The 15,720-nt window shown below is 62.0% G+C and carries 8 protein-coding genes; 7 read left to right on the plus strand and 1 reads right to left on the minus strand.

Annotation, left to right across the window (positions count from 1 at the left end):
• Nucleotides 1-116: 116 nt before the first annotated feature.
• Genes QZ709_RS04885 through QZ709_RS04900 form a run of 4 tightly spaced genes read left to right on the plus strand, consistent with a single transcriptional unit; the run spans nt 117 to nt 10,773 of the window.
• Nucleotides 117-1,997, plus strand: a complete 1,881-nt coding sequence (locus tag QZ709_RS04885; protein ID WP_294636184.1) for an ATP-dependent helicase — start codon at nt 117-119, stop codon at nt 1,995-1,997.
• A 49-nt stretch (nt 1,998-2,046) separates the two neighbouring features.
• On the plus strand, nt 2,047-8,457 hold the full coding sequence (locus QZ709_RS04890) for a DEAD/DEAH box helicase (protein WP_294636185.1): 6,411 nt from the start codon (nt 2,047-2,049) through the stop codon (nt 8,455-8,457).
• Nucleotides 8,458-8,461: 4 nt separating this feature from the next.
• A complete protein-coding gene (locus QZ709_RS04895; RefSeq protein WP_294636186.1) occupies nt 8,462-10,576 on the plus strand; it encodes a UvrD-helicase domain-containing protein in 2,115 nt (704 codons plus the stop codon).
• Nucleotides 10,577-10,635: 59 nt separating this feature from the next.
• The gene (locus tag QZ709_RS04900; RefSeq protein WP_294636187.1) at nt 10,636-10,773 is read left to right on the plus strand and encodes a hypothetical protein; all 138 of its coding nucleotides are present in this window, start codon (nt 10,636-10,638) and stop codon (nt 10,771-10,773) included.
• 174 nt (nt 10,774-10,947) lie between these two features.
• Here the strand turns inward: QZ709_RS04900 and QZ709_RS04905 are convergent, their stop codons facing one another.
• A complete protein-coding gene (locus QZ709_RS04905; RefSeq protein WP_294636188.1) occupies nt 10,948-11,163 on the minus strand; it encodes a hypothetical protein in 216 nt (71 codons plus the stop codon).
• A gap of 228 nt (nt 11,164-11,391) precedes the next feature.
• On the opposite strand from QZ709_RS04905, the gene QZ709_RS04910 reads away from it, so the two are divergent.
• The 3 genes from QZ709_RS04910 to QZ709_RS04920 all read left to right on the plus strand — a co-directional run bounded on the left by QZ709_RS04910 (nt 11,392) and on the right by QZ709_RS04920 (nt 15,689).
• Complete coding sequence (locus tag QZ709_RS04910) at nt 11,392-12,909, plus strand: glucan biosynthesis protein (protein WP_294636189.1); 1,518 nt, start codon at nt 11,392-11,394, stop codon at nt 12,907-12,909.
• The gene (gene mdoH, locus QZ709_RS04915) at nt 12,906-15,131 is read left to right on the plus strand and encodes a glucans biosynthesis glucosyltransferase MdoH (protein ID WP_294636190.1); all 2,226 of its coding nucleotides are present in this window, start codon (nt 12,906-12,908) and stop codon (nt 15,129-15,131) included. The genes QZ709_RS04910 and mdoH overlap by 4 nt, the downstream gene beginning before the upstream one ends.
• A gap of 75 nt (nt 15,132-15,206) precedes the next feature.
• On the plus strand, nt 15,207-15,689 hold the full coding sequence (locus tag QZ709_RS04920) for a glutathione peroxidase (RefSeq protein ID WP_294636191.1): 483 nt from the start codon (nt 15,207-15,209) through the stop codon (nt 15,687-15,689).
• Nucleotides 15,690-15,720: the final 31 nt, after the last annotated feature.

A 15,720-nucleotide genomic window follows, 5' to 3' on the forward strand; every position in this document is an offset into this window, starting at 1 on the left:
GGCCAAAGGAGCACCCCAGACAGATCACGCAGTAGACTTATCCACATCCGAACAGTCCATTTCTTCGTCAACTTAGTGGCTCAGTTTTGGACGTGACGCCTGGCTCAGTTTTGCTCGTGATTCAACATCATCCCTACAACAAGCATTTGCTCGTCAACGCTGGGCCCGGGGCCGGCAAGACGTCCGTTCTGGTGGGGCGAATCGTGCACTTGATACGAGAGCAGCATGTCGCCCCCAACGAGATCATCGTGTTGGCGTTCAACCGCGCGGTCGTCTTCGAGATCAAACAGCGAACACGTAAGCTGTTCCAACACCTCGGCTATGGCTCCTACGTGAAGCGATTGAGGGTGTACACCTTCCACGCTTTTGCCACGCTCCATCTCAACAGCGTGGATGACGCTGGCTACACGGCTGAAGGCAAGGACAAACTGCTGGCGCCGTTCGCGCAAAAACTGCAATCAGACCCAATGTTCCGACAACAAGTTGTCGGGGCTTGCCGCTGCATTCTGGTCGACGAGTTCCAAGACGCCACCGAAGACATCTACACCATCATTCAGCAACTGCACCTGGGCTCTGACCAGCAAGCCGGTGTGATGGTGATTGGTGACGATGACCAGGACATTCTGCGTTGGAACCGCAAGAAGAAGGAGTTCTCAGAGATCTACTTCAACCGGTTCCAAACGGATTTCGTAAAACCGACATTGACAACGCTTCACTTGGCGGTGAACTTCAGATCTGGCAAGAGAATCGTCGAGAAGAGCCAAGTCATGATCAATGGCTTCTTCGAGCACTGCCAGCTTTCACAACGGCTCAAACAGAATGTGGCTCTCAAACCAAGTGACGAACAGCTTGATGACTTGGTTGAGCGAATCGGGTGGCAAGACAAAAACTGGCAAGGCGCGCTTGAGCACGTAAAGAGTATGAGCCTTGAGGAAGTCAGGCCATGTGGTAAGTCCATTGCCATCTTGTGTCGCAGCAACGCGGAAGTTGCCAGTGCCTATTTCCATCTGAAGAATGTCGTTTCCAACTTGAAGGTGCAAGGAGGCGCGAACTTAAGGCTGGCAGATCTGAGGCATGTTGGTCTGTGGCTTGATCATCTGGAGGCCGAAGTCAAGATTGCAGATCGTTCGTTAAGTCCAGACCTGAAGGGCGAACTGCTCGCGTCTTTCAATGAGAATTTCCAGATTCCCGAGACGTCGAGGTTCCAGGCAGCGGGCCAAATTCAGGTCAGCTTGAGTGATCTATGGGATCTTTGCGACAAAGAAGGCAGTTTCCAACATCTATCCGATTTGATTCGGTTCATCAGGGGCTTAAACGTAGATGAGTTGACACGGCTGGTCAGTCGAGATCGTCATCTATCTCAGCCCATCGTCTCGACCATCAACAAGGTGAAGGGGCTTGAATTCGACCATGTGATTGTGTTGCCTTCGTACATAGGTTTTGCGCAGGGACTACAAGCCGGGTCGCCTGGATTGACGCTTGATGCAGCGGAGGAGGCGCGACTCTTGTACGTCGCAATGACCCGAGCAAAGGAGCGGTTGACCTATTTCGTTGGTGATCGTGAACACGCTTGGGCGAGCGCGTCAGACCGGAAGCCATTTGCTCCACCAAATTCAAACAATCAGAAGGTATTAGAAGGATTGAATGGTGAGGTGAGCTTGGGATGGTCGAGCACCAAAATCTACAGGTTCAATGACGAACCTGATGCTTGCCAAAACTATATTGAAAGACATGTCAGGGTTGGTGATGCCATCAGCGTGGGCGGTGTCAAAAATATGTCGCTCTTTCATCGCAACGCTGCTGGAGAGCAAAGACAAGTCGGCTACTTGGCTGAGAAATTCGGGCCAGGCAGCACAAACTCCTCGCTGGTGGTCAGTGCTGTTGTACGGTGGAAACCTGATGTGAAGAGAACAGGTGATTTTGATGCCAACATCGCATCCTCGGTTCGCCAGCGAGGATGGGCGTATGTGGTGTTGGTGTCTGGCCAACTACGGTAATCACACGCTTTATCCACCGCCAGTTTAATTTCAGATTTTCGGACTATTCATGCTTCCATCGCTTCTGGCCAGAGACATCAAGGCGGGCTTAAAGCAGTTCCTGGTTTCCGCGTTCGAACCCGCCGATGTTTTCAACCACGGCCTGATGTCTCGCTTCGTCAACGACGAGGCATCTTGGATGAAAGGCCCGTACCTTCAGCTGGGTTTGCCTTTTTCTCCCGGTGCGTCCGGAAAGCAGTTCTTCAAGAACTTTGAAACCGAACATCCTGGGCACAGCCACCAGGAAAAGGCATGGCTGCGCTTGTCCAGTGACCGTCTCGCAGCCAGCACGCTGGTGGCAACCGGTACTGGCAGCGGTAAGACGGAGTGCTTTCTGTACCCCTTGCTGGATCACTGCGCTCGAGCCAAGGCATCTGGTGAAGGCGGCATCAAGGCACTCGTCGTCTACCCCATGAACGCCCTGGCCACTGACCAGGCGCGCCGCATTGCGGGCATGGTGGCATCGATTCCAGCATTTGCGGGCTTGCGCGTGGGCTTGTACGTCGGTGGGCAAGCAGGCATGCCGGGTGAGGGGGCGATGATGACCCCGCAATCCTGCATCACCGATCGCGAGACGCTCCGCAAGCATCCCCCTGACATCTTGCTGACCAACTACAAGATGCTGGATTACCTGATGCTGCGGCCCAAGGACCGCCAACTCTGGTCTAAAAACACGCCGACTACCTTGCGCTACATCGTGGTGGACGAGCTGCATACCTTCGATGGGGCACAGGGAACTGATCTGGCCTTGCTGCTGCGGCGCCTTCGCGCACGCCTCAAGTCACCTCAGGGGCATCTCATTTGTGCAGGCACCTCTGCAACATTGGGCGCATCATCCGACTCCACACCTTTGCGTGATTACGCGATGCAGATCTTTGGTGTGGCGTTTGATCCCGAATCGGTTGTCACTGAAGATCGCCAAACCGTGGGCGCTTTTTTGGAAGACGCCATGGTGGAGTACATGTTCGCCTTTCGGAACGAGGAAGCCAGCAAGCTGGACCCCGCCGCCTACACCACGCCTGAAGCGGCGATCGCTGCGTGGTTCTCGGTGTTCTTCCCTGACCTGCCTGCCCCCGCTGATGTGGCCGACGCACAGTGGCGCGAGGAGCTGGGCCGCGTGCTCAAACAGCATCAGCTGTTCGTGAACCTGCTAAAACTGTGTAAGGCCGGAGTGGCGCGCTATCAAGATGTGACTGAGGCCTTGGCCCGTCACATGCCCGCCGCCACGCCCTTGCAGGTGGCACAGGTTCTGGACGCCGTGCTGGTGCTGGTGGCTTGGGCCCGCCGCGAAGGAGGCCAACCCCTGGTGACCTTACGCGTGCAACTGTGGGTGCGTGAGCTGCGCCGCATGGTGGGCAGGCTCAGCGTGGACCCTACCCATGTACGCTTGCGCAGCGAGGGCGACTTGCCCGGCGAGCGCGACGGTGTTTATCTGCCCATGGTTCAGTGCCGCCAATGCCGCACCACGGGCTGGATCTCGCGCCTGGTGCAGGGCAGCAGCAAGTTGTCCAATCAGCTGGACGAGATCTACAACACCTGGTTCTCGCGCCGTCCAGAGGCTGCTCGCTTGTACGCCGCTGCCAGCATCCAGCGCAGCCATGTCGAAGGCATTTTTGAGCGAGCCTGCGTGGCTTGTGGCACCTTGCAGCAAGCCAAGGACGAGTGCCTGGCATGCGGCCACCGGGAGTTGCTGGAGGTGTTTCACGTCACCGCGCAGAAAACCCAGGTGCGGGGCCAAGCCCAGTACACCTTGCACGACAACACCTGCCCTGCATGTGGCGACCAGAACGAATTGCTGCTGCTGGGTGCGCGCAATGCCACCTTGGGTGCTCAAGTGGTGGAGAGCAGCTGGGCCAGTGTCTTCAACGACGACAAAAAGTTGATCGCGTTTTCTGATTCGGTTCAAGATGCGGCCCACCGAGCGGGCTTTTTTGGTGCGCGCACCTACCAGAACAACATCCGCACGGCCCTGTCGCATGTGCTGGACGAGTTGGGGCAACCCTGCATGTCCTGGGCGGGCTTCCTGGCTGATGTGGAGGCACGCTTTGGCGCTGCGGGATCGGTGCTGGACATGCCCCCGACGCAACTGGTTGCTGAGTTCATTGCACCCAATATGACCTGGCAGCACGACTGGGCCGTGGAGCTGCTCCAAAAACAGCGTTTGCCCGCAGAGAGCAAGTTGCCGATGCGCGTCAAAAAGCGCTTCCTGTGGCAAGCCTTCAGCGAGCTGACTTACCTCAGCCAGCGTGGGCGCACACTGGAGCGGATTGGCAAGGCTGCGTTGGCTGTGCCTTGGGCTGTGGTGGAAGATGTGGCAGCGGAGCTGCTGCCTGTGTACCGCGAGCAGTACGGCGCGCATGGCCTTCAGCTCAACACTGTGGCCCAGTGGCTGTGGGGTTTCTTGACCCACATGCGTCGCAGGGGGGCAGTGTTTCACCCAGAAATGGTCGGCTATGCGGGTGATGGCAATGTGTATGCCCTCACCAAAACCGCGGGGCGCAATGAGTGGATGCCCAAGATGGGTGAGAACACCCCCCGCCCGGTGTTCTTGACCGAAGGCCAGCAGCGCGACTTTGACAAGCTGGCAGGTGTCAGGCGTGCCACCTGGTACGACCGCTGGGCAGACGCCGTGTTGGGCCAGCAGACCCTGCTGGGCAAGGGCATGGCCGAGGCCATGTACAAAGAGGCTCTGCGTGTGCTGAACGGTGCGGGCCTGCTGGTATGCACCAAGCATCAGCTAGGAGACACCTGGGCACTGAACCCAGAACGCTTGGAGCTTCACACCGCATTGGCTTTCGTGGCCACCGAGGGCAGCAAGCGCAGGCTCACGGTGCCTCAGCGCGATGCGGAACATCTGCTGGGCATGCCTTGCCTGGATGCACCCGAGTCGCACTACGAGGTGCTGCTGCCTGAGGCTTCGTCTTGGTGGGCTGAGCGCTTCAGCCGGGGTGACCTGCGCCGCGTGATTGCCGCCGAGCACACCGGTTTGCTGGAGCGCAAAGAGCGCGAGGACCTGGAGACCCGGTTTAAGCACAAGAACCCGCAGCCATGGTTTGAAAACCTGCTGTCGGCCACCCCCACACTCGAAATGGGTGTGGACATTGGTGATTTGTCGTCTGTGCTTCTGTGCTCCGTGCCACCCAACCAGGCCAGCTTCCTGCAGCGTGTGGGGCGTGCTGGCCGCAAAGACGGCAATGCCGTCACCACCACCCTGGCGGACGGCAGCAGCCCGCATGACCTGTACTTCTTCGCCGAAACCGAGGAAATGCTGGCCGGCGAGGTAGACCCGCCAGGCGTTTTCTTGCAAGCCGCAGAGGTGCTGCGTCGTCAGCTGTTCGCTTTTTGCATGGACGACTGGGTAGCCTCACTCAGCAACGACAAAGGCTTGCCAGAAAAGACGTCGCAGGCGCTGGACGCGATGGACAAGAAGAAGCTGGACCGCTTCCCTTACTTGTTAAACGACCATGTACTGGCCCATGAAGAGCGACTTTTCCAGGCCTTCATCGGCCTGCTGCAGCCAGATGTGGACGAGGTGGTGCAACAGCGCTTGCTGGACTTCATGCAGGGGCAAGGAGAAGGCGACGGCCTGCGCACCCGCCTGGTCAAGACGCTGACCGAGCTGCTGCAAGAGCGCAGCAGCTACAAGGTGCGCAAAGATGAGCTGGACAAGCAAAAAGCCAAGCTGTTGCAGCGCCCGCAAGATGACGCCACGCAAGAGGAGATCGACAACCTGCTGCGTGAGCGTGACAAGCTGCTGGAACTGATCAAAGAGATCGATGGGCGCGACCTATTGAACACACTCACCGATGCGGGCCTGATCCCGAACTACGCCTTCCCGGAGGCAGGCGTGGAGTTGAAGTCCGTGCTGTGGCGCAAGCGTGCCAGCGACGAGCCTGGCCAAGGCGCGTATGTGACGCTCAACACCTTGAAGTACGAGCGGCCCGCGCAATCGGCCTTGTCAGAGTTCGCCCCTGAAAACCGCTTCTATGCCAACCAGCGGCGTGTGGAGGTGGACCAGATCAACATGAATCTGGCCAAGGCCGACGACTGGCGATTCTGCCCCTCGTGCCATCACATGCAGAACCTGGCCGTTGAGCCTGATGTGCACATGGCCTGTCCGCATTGCGGTGACCCAATGTGGGCGGATGCCGCGCAGAAGCGCACCTTGTTGCGTTTCAGGCAGGCAATTGCGAACAGCAACGACACCGAAGTACGGATCGACGACAGCACGGAAGACCGTGAGCCGAAGTACTACATCCGGCAGCTGATGGCTGATTTCTCGCCCAAGGATGTGCGCGAGGCCTGGAAGATCACCACGGATGCCTTGCCCTTTGGCTTTGAGTTCATCAGCCGTGTCACCTTCCGTGACGTGAACTTTGGCGAACTGGCCAAGCCGGGTGAAGCCTTCAAGGTGGCGGACAAGGAATCGTCTCGCCCCGGTTTCCGCTTGTGCAAGCACTGCGGCAAGGTGCAAAAGCCTGCCAAGCGCAACGGCGAGGCGGGTGAGCAGGTGCACGCCTTTGATTGCCCCAAACGGGACAGCGACGAACCTGGCAATTTGCTGGAATGCCTGTACCTGTATCGCGAGTTCACCTCTGAGGCGTTGCGGATTCTGGTGCCGTACACCAAGAACGGTGTGGATGAACGGGTGGTGCAGTCCTTCATGGCCGCCGTGCAGCTGGGCTTGAAAAAGCGGTTTGGCGGCAAGGTAGACCACCTGCGCATGGTGATGCAGGACGAGCCAGGCAAAGACGGCGGTCCACGCCGCCACTTCGTCATGCTGTACGACTCGGTGCCCGGTGGCACCGGTTACCTGCACCAGCTGTTGGCTAAAGACGCGGCCACCTTGTCTGATGTCCTCAAGTTGGCCCTTGAGGCCGTGACCAAGTGCAGCTGCCAGGAAGACCCCGAAAAGGATGGCTGTTATCGCTGCGTTTACCAGTATCGGCTGGGGCGCAGCATGGAGCAGGTTTCTCGCCGGACTGCCCAGTCCGTGCTGGAGGACCTGGTGGCCTCGCTGGACCAGCTGGAGCGTGTCGAGACAATCAACGAGATCTACATCAACCCGAACTTTGATTCGGTGCTGGAAGCGCGGTTCATCGAGAGCCTGAAACGCTTGGGCGGTGTGGGCAGCATTCCGCCGGTCAAGCTGGTTCAAGACGTGGTCAATGCCAAGGCTGGGTTTGTGTTGGAAGTGGGCAGCCAGCGCTACAAGATCGAGCCACAGGTGAATCTGGGCAAGAACGATGGCGTCTTGGTGGCCAGCAAGCCAGACTTCGTGCTTTGGCCTTGGTCTGCATCAACTGCACGACGCCCCATTGCTGTGTTTTGTGATGGCTGGGCCTATCACAAGGAGTCGCTGAGGGAGGACGCCCTCAAGCGCAGTGCTTTGGTCAACAGTGGCCGCTTCTGGGTGTGGTCGGTGACGCACAACGACGTGGCCGCAGCGCTCAAGGGTGATCTTTCGACTGACCTCGAGTCACCTTTGACTTGCATGAGCCGACATCAAGGGCAAGTCGCGCCCGAGAAGGTGCCTAGGGCGCAGGAAGGTGCCTTCACTCAGCATGCTGTGGCCAGATTGCTGCACTGGCTGGCCACGCCATGCACGGAAGCCGCAGACCCTGTGGTCAAGGCGTTGCAACGCAACGCCTTGTGGCTCGGGTTCCTCATGGTCCCCAATGATGAGGCGTCTCGTACGGCTTGTTCAACAGAGTTGGCGGCTTGGCAGGATCGCCTGCCTGCTCATGCTCGCAGCCCGGGAAAGGGCTGGGTGCCCAGTGTGGCGAAGCCAACGGCGCCGTGTCGCTACTTCGGTACATGGCCGATGGACGTTGCTCGCAATGGCTTGGTCGACGGCACGGAAGTGTCAGCGCCCGGCGTCTTGGTACTGGTTGATCAACCAGAAGCGATTGAAGAACAGTTGCACATGTCCTGGCGCCACTGGTTGCATGTGTTCAACACCTTGCAGTCGCTGCAGCGGGTTTGGTTGGTCACGTCAACTGGACTGAGCGAGCTCGACTACAGCGGTTTGTCTGCTGACTTGCCCTCAAGCTTGCCTACGCCGGGTCAACTCCATGCTGGAGGCTCCGCCATCAATGAGGGATGGACAGTGGTGTTGAACGAGTCGCTGAAATCCCTGAAGGCGGGATTGGTTCAACTGGCCGAAGCTGGTGCATCCACCCCCGAGGTGGGGACGGAGCTGTGCGATGAGCGGGGTAAGGTCGTGGCCGACTGTGAGCTCAGTTGGGCTAACGAGAAGTTGGTTGTTTTGCGTGATGATCAAGCCGACTTGGCTGGAGCTTGGCAAGGTCAGGGGTGGTTGACCTTTACCCTGGATGAACAGACCGAGAGCATTGGTGATGAGCCTTGGCCAGATGTGGTGGCGCAGGCATTGGGACTGACGCTGGTCAGCAAGGAGTGATGTGATGAGCTTGCAACCCAAAGTTGCGTTGAGTAATGAGTTCCTGATTCAGTTGTCCAAGCTGCCCGCCAGCGTTCACACCAAGGTGATGAAGTGGGCCATCAAGTTCCAGAGTGATCCACGCAGTCCTGGCATCAATTACGAGAACATCAACGGCGCACGGGATGCGAACCTGAAGTCTGTTCGCATTGATCAAGACTGGCGCGGAATCGTCTTCAAACCCCAGTCGGGTGACGTGTACGTCCTGCTCTACGTCGATCACCACGACAGCGCCTACCGGTGGGCAGAGAACCGAAAGCTGGCCATTAACCCGGTCACGGGGGCGATGCAATTGGTCATGTTGGAGATGGGGGCTCCCGAGCTCGTCTCGGCGCCGGCACAGCCAGTGGCAGCCGATCCGTCTTCGACTGCCACAGTTGCTGCGCCAGCCGCCTCGTCTCCGCTGTTCGATACGCTGTCTGACCAAGAGCTGATGAGCCTGGGCGTCCCTCAAGAGCTGTTGTCATCTGTGAAGCGTCTGAGTTCAGATGCTGAGCTGGACGCCATGCAGCCCATGCTGCCTGTGGAGGCCTACGAAGGGTTGTTCCTGGTCGCTGCGGGTGATACGGTGACTCAGGTTCTGGTCTCGCGCGAGACGCGTGTCGACAAGGTCGTGGACACCACCGATTACGCGGCAGCTTTGAGTACGCCGGAATCTCAGGCGCGGTTTGTGGTGGTCAGCGACGATGAGACGATGGCTGCAATCTTGAATGCGCCCTTGGCACAGTGGCGTGTCTTCCTGCATCCCACCCAACAGAAGCTGGCGGTCGGTGACCGCAGTGGCCCGGTTCGTGTGCTGGGCGGTGCAGGCACTGGAAAGACAGTACTGGCCATGCACCGAGCCAAGTGGTTGGCTGAGAACCGGACGGGTGATGGACAGAAAGTGCTGTTCACAACCTTCACGCGGAACCTGGCGTCGGACATCGAGCAAAACCTTAAGACGTTATGCGGCGCTGCCACGTTGGAGAAGCTGGAGGTCAAGAACCTGGATGCATGGGTGAGCAACTTCATGCGTGCCAACAAGCTGGAACATCGCATCGTTTACGACCGCAAACAGGAGGGCGCGCTACAAGCCTGGCAGGCTGCCCTGGCGGTGCGAGACACCACACTGGATCTGCCTGATGACTTTTACGAGCAAGAACTAGAGCACGTGGTGCTGGCACAGGGCATCACCACTCAGGATGAGTACCGAACGGCTCGTCGCACAGGGCGTGGCGTGGTGCTCACTCGTGGCAAGCGTGACGCGGTATGGCCGGTGTTTGAGGAGTACCGGGGGCAACTGGCGTCTCGCCGACTCAAGGAGGTTGACGATGCCTACCGAGAGGTCGCGTCGTTGATCGCGTCAGAGGCGAAGCATCAATCTCGATATAGCGCCATCGTGATCGACGAGACACAAGACTTTGGTCCGCAGGCATTGCGGCTGCTGCGCGCGATGGCCAGCGGTGCACCGAATGATCTGTTCTTCGTGGGCGACGGCCACCAACGTATTTACAGCAGGCACAAAGCTGCGATGAGCAAATGCGGGATCGATATCCGGGGCCGCTCCAAAAAGCTGTACATCAATTACAGAACCACTGACGAAATCCGCCGTCAGGCGGTGGCCTTGCTGGAGGGCGTGGAGATCGACGACTTGGACGATGGCGCGGATGAGTCGAAGCGCTACCGCTCCTTGTCGCATGGACCGGTGCCCGAGGTGAAGGCGGTTGACGGCATTGAGGCTGCATTTTCGGAAGTCAAAACATTCCTCGATGGGTGGCAATCGCTGGGCGCGCAAGGTGGCTCACCAGTCACGTGCTGCGTGGTCGCTTCCAGTGAGAAGGTGCGTGATGCGCTTGCATCGCAACTGCAGCGAGTGGGATCGAGGACTGTTTCTGTCACCGCGCAAAGCAGTCACACCGACGAAACGGGGGTGGTCTACCTCGCCACCATGCATCGCGCCAAAGGCTTGGAGTTTGATTGCGTGGCGGTGGTGGCGCCTCGAAGCTACGCAGTTGAGGTGGCCGAGGAAGGGAACAAGAGGCAGTTGCTTTATGTGGCTTTAACCCGCGCGAAGCGGGGGGCGGTCCTCTTGCTCACATGATCTGAACAGACCTTTGTTGTTCGAGATGCTCAATGCGGTGTAGATCAGATGGGAAAGACATGGCTCCGCACCACAACGACAAGCTGGCCGTACTCATTGACGCGGGCAACGCGCAGGCCACCCGCCGTGTCGCCTGCCACCTCTTGCAGCAGGTTCTCGAAAAAGGCCTGTACCTTGGGCCCGATCAGGCGACCTAGATAGAGCTAGCGCGCGATGCTGGACAGTGGGAAGGGGCCGGCTGGCTGTCGCCCGCCCAGCCAAGTCGGCGCGTATTCGTAGCCCAGGGGCTAGGCGTCGAATACGGCGCCGATCAACTCGTCGCCATAGAAGACGTCCAGCGCAGTGAAGCGTTCCATCACGGCGTCACGGCGTCACGGCGTCCTGGATGTCTTGGGCACGACTTCCAGGCCGGCGACATCGAGCTGGCGCAGATTCGTCCCCTTGCGCTGCCGCTTGACCATCTGCCCGACGTCCCGCGCGGTGCGGACCACATGCGGTGCCAGGTAGTGCAGGGGCGTGTCAGCGGTGGCGTCTGCGGGGTCGGTAACCTGCGGATCCTTGACCACCCAAATAATGGTTGGCTGCACGGAAGTATGCAGACGCGTCGACTTGTAAGCCCTGCATCGCTTTGCCACCAACGGGAATTTTCCGCGTCGGCCCGACGTCCCACAGGCATCTTCAACACGCACCGCGCGCCGGGCATGGCGTTTGCCTGGGCGTTGCAGGCGGCCTCTGCCGCGGTGCCCGATGCGATGCCAACACACTCCTCTTCTCTCTCACGTTTTCCTGCTCTCCGCCCTGCGCTGTGGTGCGCCGTGGGGGCCTTGACCGCATTCATCCAGCCGGCCGCCCAGGCGCAGGCACGCACCCCGATCTGGGGCTTCGACGACGTGGCGGCCCTCGCCAAGGCGGCTGCCGGCCGGCCCTATGAAGAGCCGAAAGCGGCCCCCTTGCCCCCCGCCCTGCGTGAGCTCGATTACGACCAGACCCGGGACATCCGCTTCAGGCCCGCGCAGGCCCACTGGCGCAGCGAGGGCCTGCCGTTCGAGTTGATGTTCTTCCACCTCGGCGGCTATCACCAGTCGGCAGTCGGCATCGAGGAGATCACGCCCAGCAAGGTGCAGCCCATTGTGTACAAGGCTGATTTGTTCGACTTCGGTCGCAACCGGTTGCCGTCCCGCGAATGGGGTGACATCGGGTTTGCCGGATGGCGTGCGCACCACGTGCTGAACCGGCCCGACTACAAGGACGAGGTGATTGCCTTCCTGGGGGCCAGCTATTTCCGCGCCGTCGGCAAGGGCCAGCAGTACGGCCTGTCGGCACGGGGGCTGGCGGTGGACACCGTCGGCGGGCAGGGCGAGGAGTTCCCGCGTTTCACGCGCTTCTGGGTTCAGCGCCCGACCAAGGGCGAGGCCGTGCTCACGGCCTACGCCCTGCTCGACTCGCCGCGGGTGACGGGCGCATACCGCTTCGACATCCGGCCTGGCGTGACGACGACGGTGGACGTGCGCATGCGGGTGTTCCTGCGCAAGCCCGTGGCGACACTCGGCGTGGCGCCGCTGACCAGCATGTTTGTCTCCGGCGAGAACCAGCCACATCCGGAAGACTACCGGCCGGAAGTGCACGACTCCGATGGCCTGCAGGTTGCGCTGGCCACGCGAGAAGGGCGGCCCGGCGAGTGGCTGTGGCGCCCGCTGCACCGCCCGAACACGGTGCAGGTCAACGGCTTTCAGGCCGGTCGGGTGCACGGCTTCGGGCTGATGCAACGTGACCGCCGCTATGCCAGTTACGAGGACCCGGAAGCGCGCTATGAACGTCGCCCCAGCGTGTGGGTCGAGCCCGTGGGCGACTGGGGTGCCGGCCGGGTGGAACTCGTCCAGCTTCCGGCACCGGACGAGACGCACGACAACATCGTGGCGTACTGGGTGCCGCAGGGCATGCCCAAAGTGGGTGAGCCGATGGAATGGCGCTACCGCCTGCATTGGGAAGCCGAACGCGAGCATCGGCCACCGGGGGGCTGGGCGGTGCAGACCCGCATGGGGCGTGGTTGGGCGCCTTTGCCGCCGGGGGAGGCCCAGTATGTGGTCGATTTCGACGGGCCGGTGCTCGATGCCCTGCCTGCCGACGCCCGCCTCGAGGCGGTGGCCACCGTGGGACCCGGCGGGGCGCTGCTGGAGCAGCACGTCTTCCGCAACGAGCCCGGCGGCACGTGGCGGATGACGCTGCGTGTGCGCCGCGTTCACCCCACCCAGCCGGTCGAATTGCGAGCCTTCCTGCGCCGTGGCGGGGATGCGCTGACTGAAACCTGGACCATGCAGTTGCCGACACCATGAACCCGACATCCTCCCCTCAGGGCGCAGCGCCCTCACCGCAACGCGCCAGCATGCCGGCGCGCCCGTGGCGCGGCATCGTGCCGCAGCTGACACAGTGGCTGTCGGACCGCACCGGGGCCGTGGCATGGTGGCCAGGCACCAGCGAAGGCCGGCTGGCCTGGCCGGTGGTCGGCTCGTGGCGCGCGCCCTTTGCCTCCACCGACCTGCCCTGGCAGGCACCGCAGCCCTGGGAGCAGGCGGCCACCGAGCGCCGCACCCTGCTGCTGCAATCCGTGGCGTTGGGCTCCGCACTGGCCACCTTGCTCATCCTGCCGGCCCAACCGTTCGAAGCCGCCCCGCTGGCCAGCACGGTCTACGTGCTGATGTTCGCGCTGCTGTTCGCCTGGATCATGGCCGGCTTCGTCACGGCGCTGATGGGTTTGCATGCACTGCGCCACGGTGATCGCCATGCCCTGCGTGCGGCGTCGTTGTCGTCGCGCTCGGCCGAGCCCATCGACGTGCATGCCCGCACGGCCCTGATCATGCCCATCCGGCACGAGTCCGTGGCATCGGTCTTTGCCGGCCTGCAGGCCGTGGCCGAATCGCTGGCCTCCCGCCCCGAAGCCGGGCTGTTCGACGTGTACGTGCTCTCGGACAGCAGCGACCCGGACGTGCGGGTGGCCGAGCTGGCCTCGTTCTCGGCCTGGCGACAGGCCGTGGCCCGCACCGACCCCGCGCTCGCATCGCGGCTGTACTACCGCTGGCGTCAGCGCCGCACCCATCGCAAGGCGGGCAACGTGGCCGATTTCTGCCGGCGTTGGGGCCGTCGCTACCGCTACATGGTGGTGCTGGATGCCGACAGCGTCATGAGCGGCGACGCCCTGGTCACGCTGGTGCGGCTGATGGAGGCCCATCCGGATGCCGGCATCATCCAGACCACCCCGCAGCCCTGCGGTCTGCACACCGTGCACGCGCGTGCGCAGCAGTTCGCGGCGCGCATCACCGGTCGCCTGTTCACGCTGGGCATGCAGCACTGGCAGCTGGGCGATGCCCATTACTGGGGGCACAACGCCATCCTGCGTGTGGCCCCCTTCATGCAGCACTGTGCGCTGGCGCCGCTGCCCGGTCGGGGCGGTCTGTCGGGCGACATCCTGTCCCATGACTTTGTCGAGGCGGCGCTGATGCGGCGGGCCGGCTTCCAGGTCTGGATGGTGTCAGACATCAGCGGTAGCCATGAGCAGGTGCCACCCAACCTCATCGAGGAGTTGCGACGGGATCGCCGCTGGTGCCAGGGCAACCTGCAGAACCTGCGGCTCGTCGCCGAGCCGGGGCTGCATCCGGCCCACCGGGTGATGTTGCTGACCGGGGCGATGGCCTACCTGTCGGCGCCACTGTGGCTGGGCTTCGTGCTGTTGGGCTTGTGGTTGAACCTCGGGGTGCCCGGTTCCGCGGTGAACGACGGTGCGGCGTGGTGTGCCCGCTTGCTGTGGGGCGGGATGGTTGCCATGCTGCTGCTGCCACGCATGCTCGGTGCCTGGGCAGCGGCCGGCTCCGATGAGCGCCGCCGACTGGGCGGAGGCGCCGTTCTGGCCAAGGGCGTGGCGCTGGAGATGCTGCTGTCGGCGCTGTATGCCCCGATACGCATGGTGGCGCACACCGGCTTTGTGGTGGCAGCCCTGACCGGCTGGGCGCTCGAGTGGCGCTCGCCGCCGCGCGATGCGCAGGCCCTGTCCCATCGCCTCGCCTGGCAGGTGTTCTGGCCGGGCGCGCTGGCCGGTCTGTGCGTGACGGCCGCGCTCGCGCTGTGGGCGCCGTCCTCGCTGCCACTCGTGCTGCCGCTGGTGGTGCCGCTGATGCTGGCCGCACCGTTGGCGGTCTGGACGAGCCGCGTCGACGCCGGGCAGCGGCTGCGGGAAGCCGGCTGGCTGGTGACGCCGGAAGAGCGCTGGGCGCCGGCTGTGCTGAACAGGGCGTGGTCGCTGGCGGCGGGGCCCTGGCCCATGCCGCGCTGGCTGGACCTTCTGCGCGACCCCGCTCTGATGGCTCAGATTGTGAGCCTGTCCGCGCGCAGCAAGACGAGCGGTGCACGCGGAGTCGCCCGGCGCGGGTGGGTGGACCAGGCCCTGGAACAGGGGCCTCAGGTGCTGGACGAAGGCCAGCGCATGCACCTGCTCAACGAGCCTCGCCACCTGCTGCCGCTGGCCGCGGCCGACGCGCGGCGACGGTGTGTCGGCGAAGGCTAAGCCCCGCGCGCCGAAGGGGTGATGCGCTCGGTTACCATCCGGGCACTGTTGTTGCACCCCCGCAAGGAGCCCCCCATGGCCGGACTCGGCGACATCAACGTCACCACCATCGATGGCGCACAGCACCCGCTGAGCCACTTCCTCGGCAAAGCCACGCTCATCGTCAACGTGGCCAGCAAGTGCGGTTTCACGCCACAGTACAAGGGACTGGAGGCGCTGTACCGCGCCAACCGCGACAAGGGCCTGGCGGTGCTGGGCTTTCCGTGCGACCAGTTCGGACACCAGGAGCCCGGTGACGAGGCCGAGATCAAGTCTTTCTGCAGCCTGAATTACGACGTGACCTTTCCGATGTTCGCCAAGGTCGAGGTCAATGGGCCGGGCGCGCATCCTCTGTTCCAGGCGCTCAAGCAGCAGGCACCCGGACTGCTCGGCAGCGAGGGCATCAAGTGGAACTTCACCAAGTTCCTGCTGGATGCGCAGGGGCAGGTCGTGGACCGGTTTGCGCCGGTCACCCGTCCCGAAAGCCTGCAGGCCACCCTCGATCGGCTCATTGGCTGAGCCGGCTCCGACCGCGCGTGGCCAAGGCCGC

Source organism: uncultured Aquabacterium sp. (genome assembly GCF_913773725.1).
Classification (GTDB): Bacteria; Pseudomonadota; Gammaproteobacteria; order Burkholderiales; family Burkholderiaceae_C; genus Aquabacterium.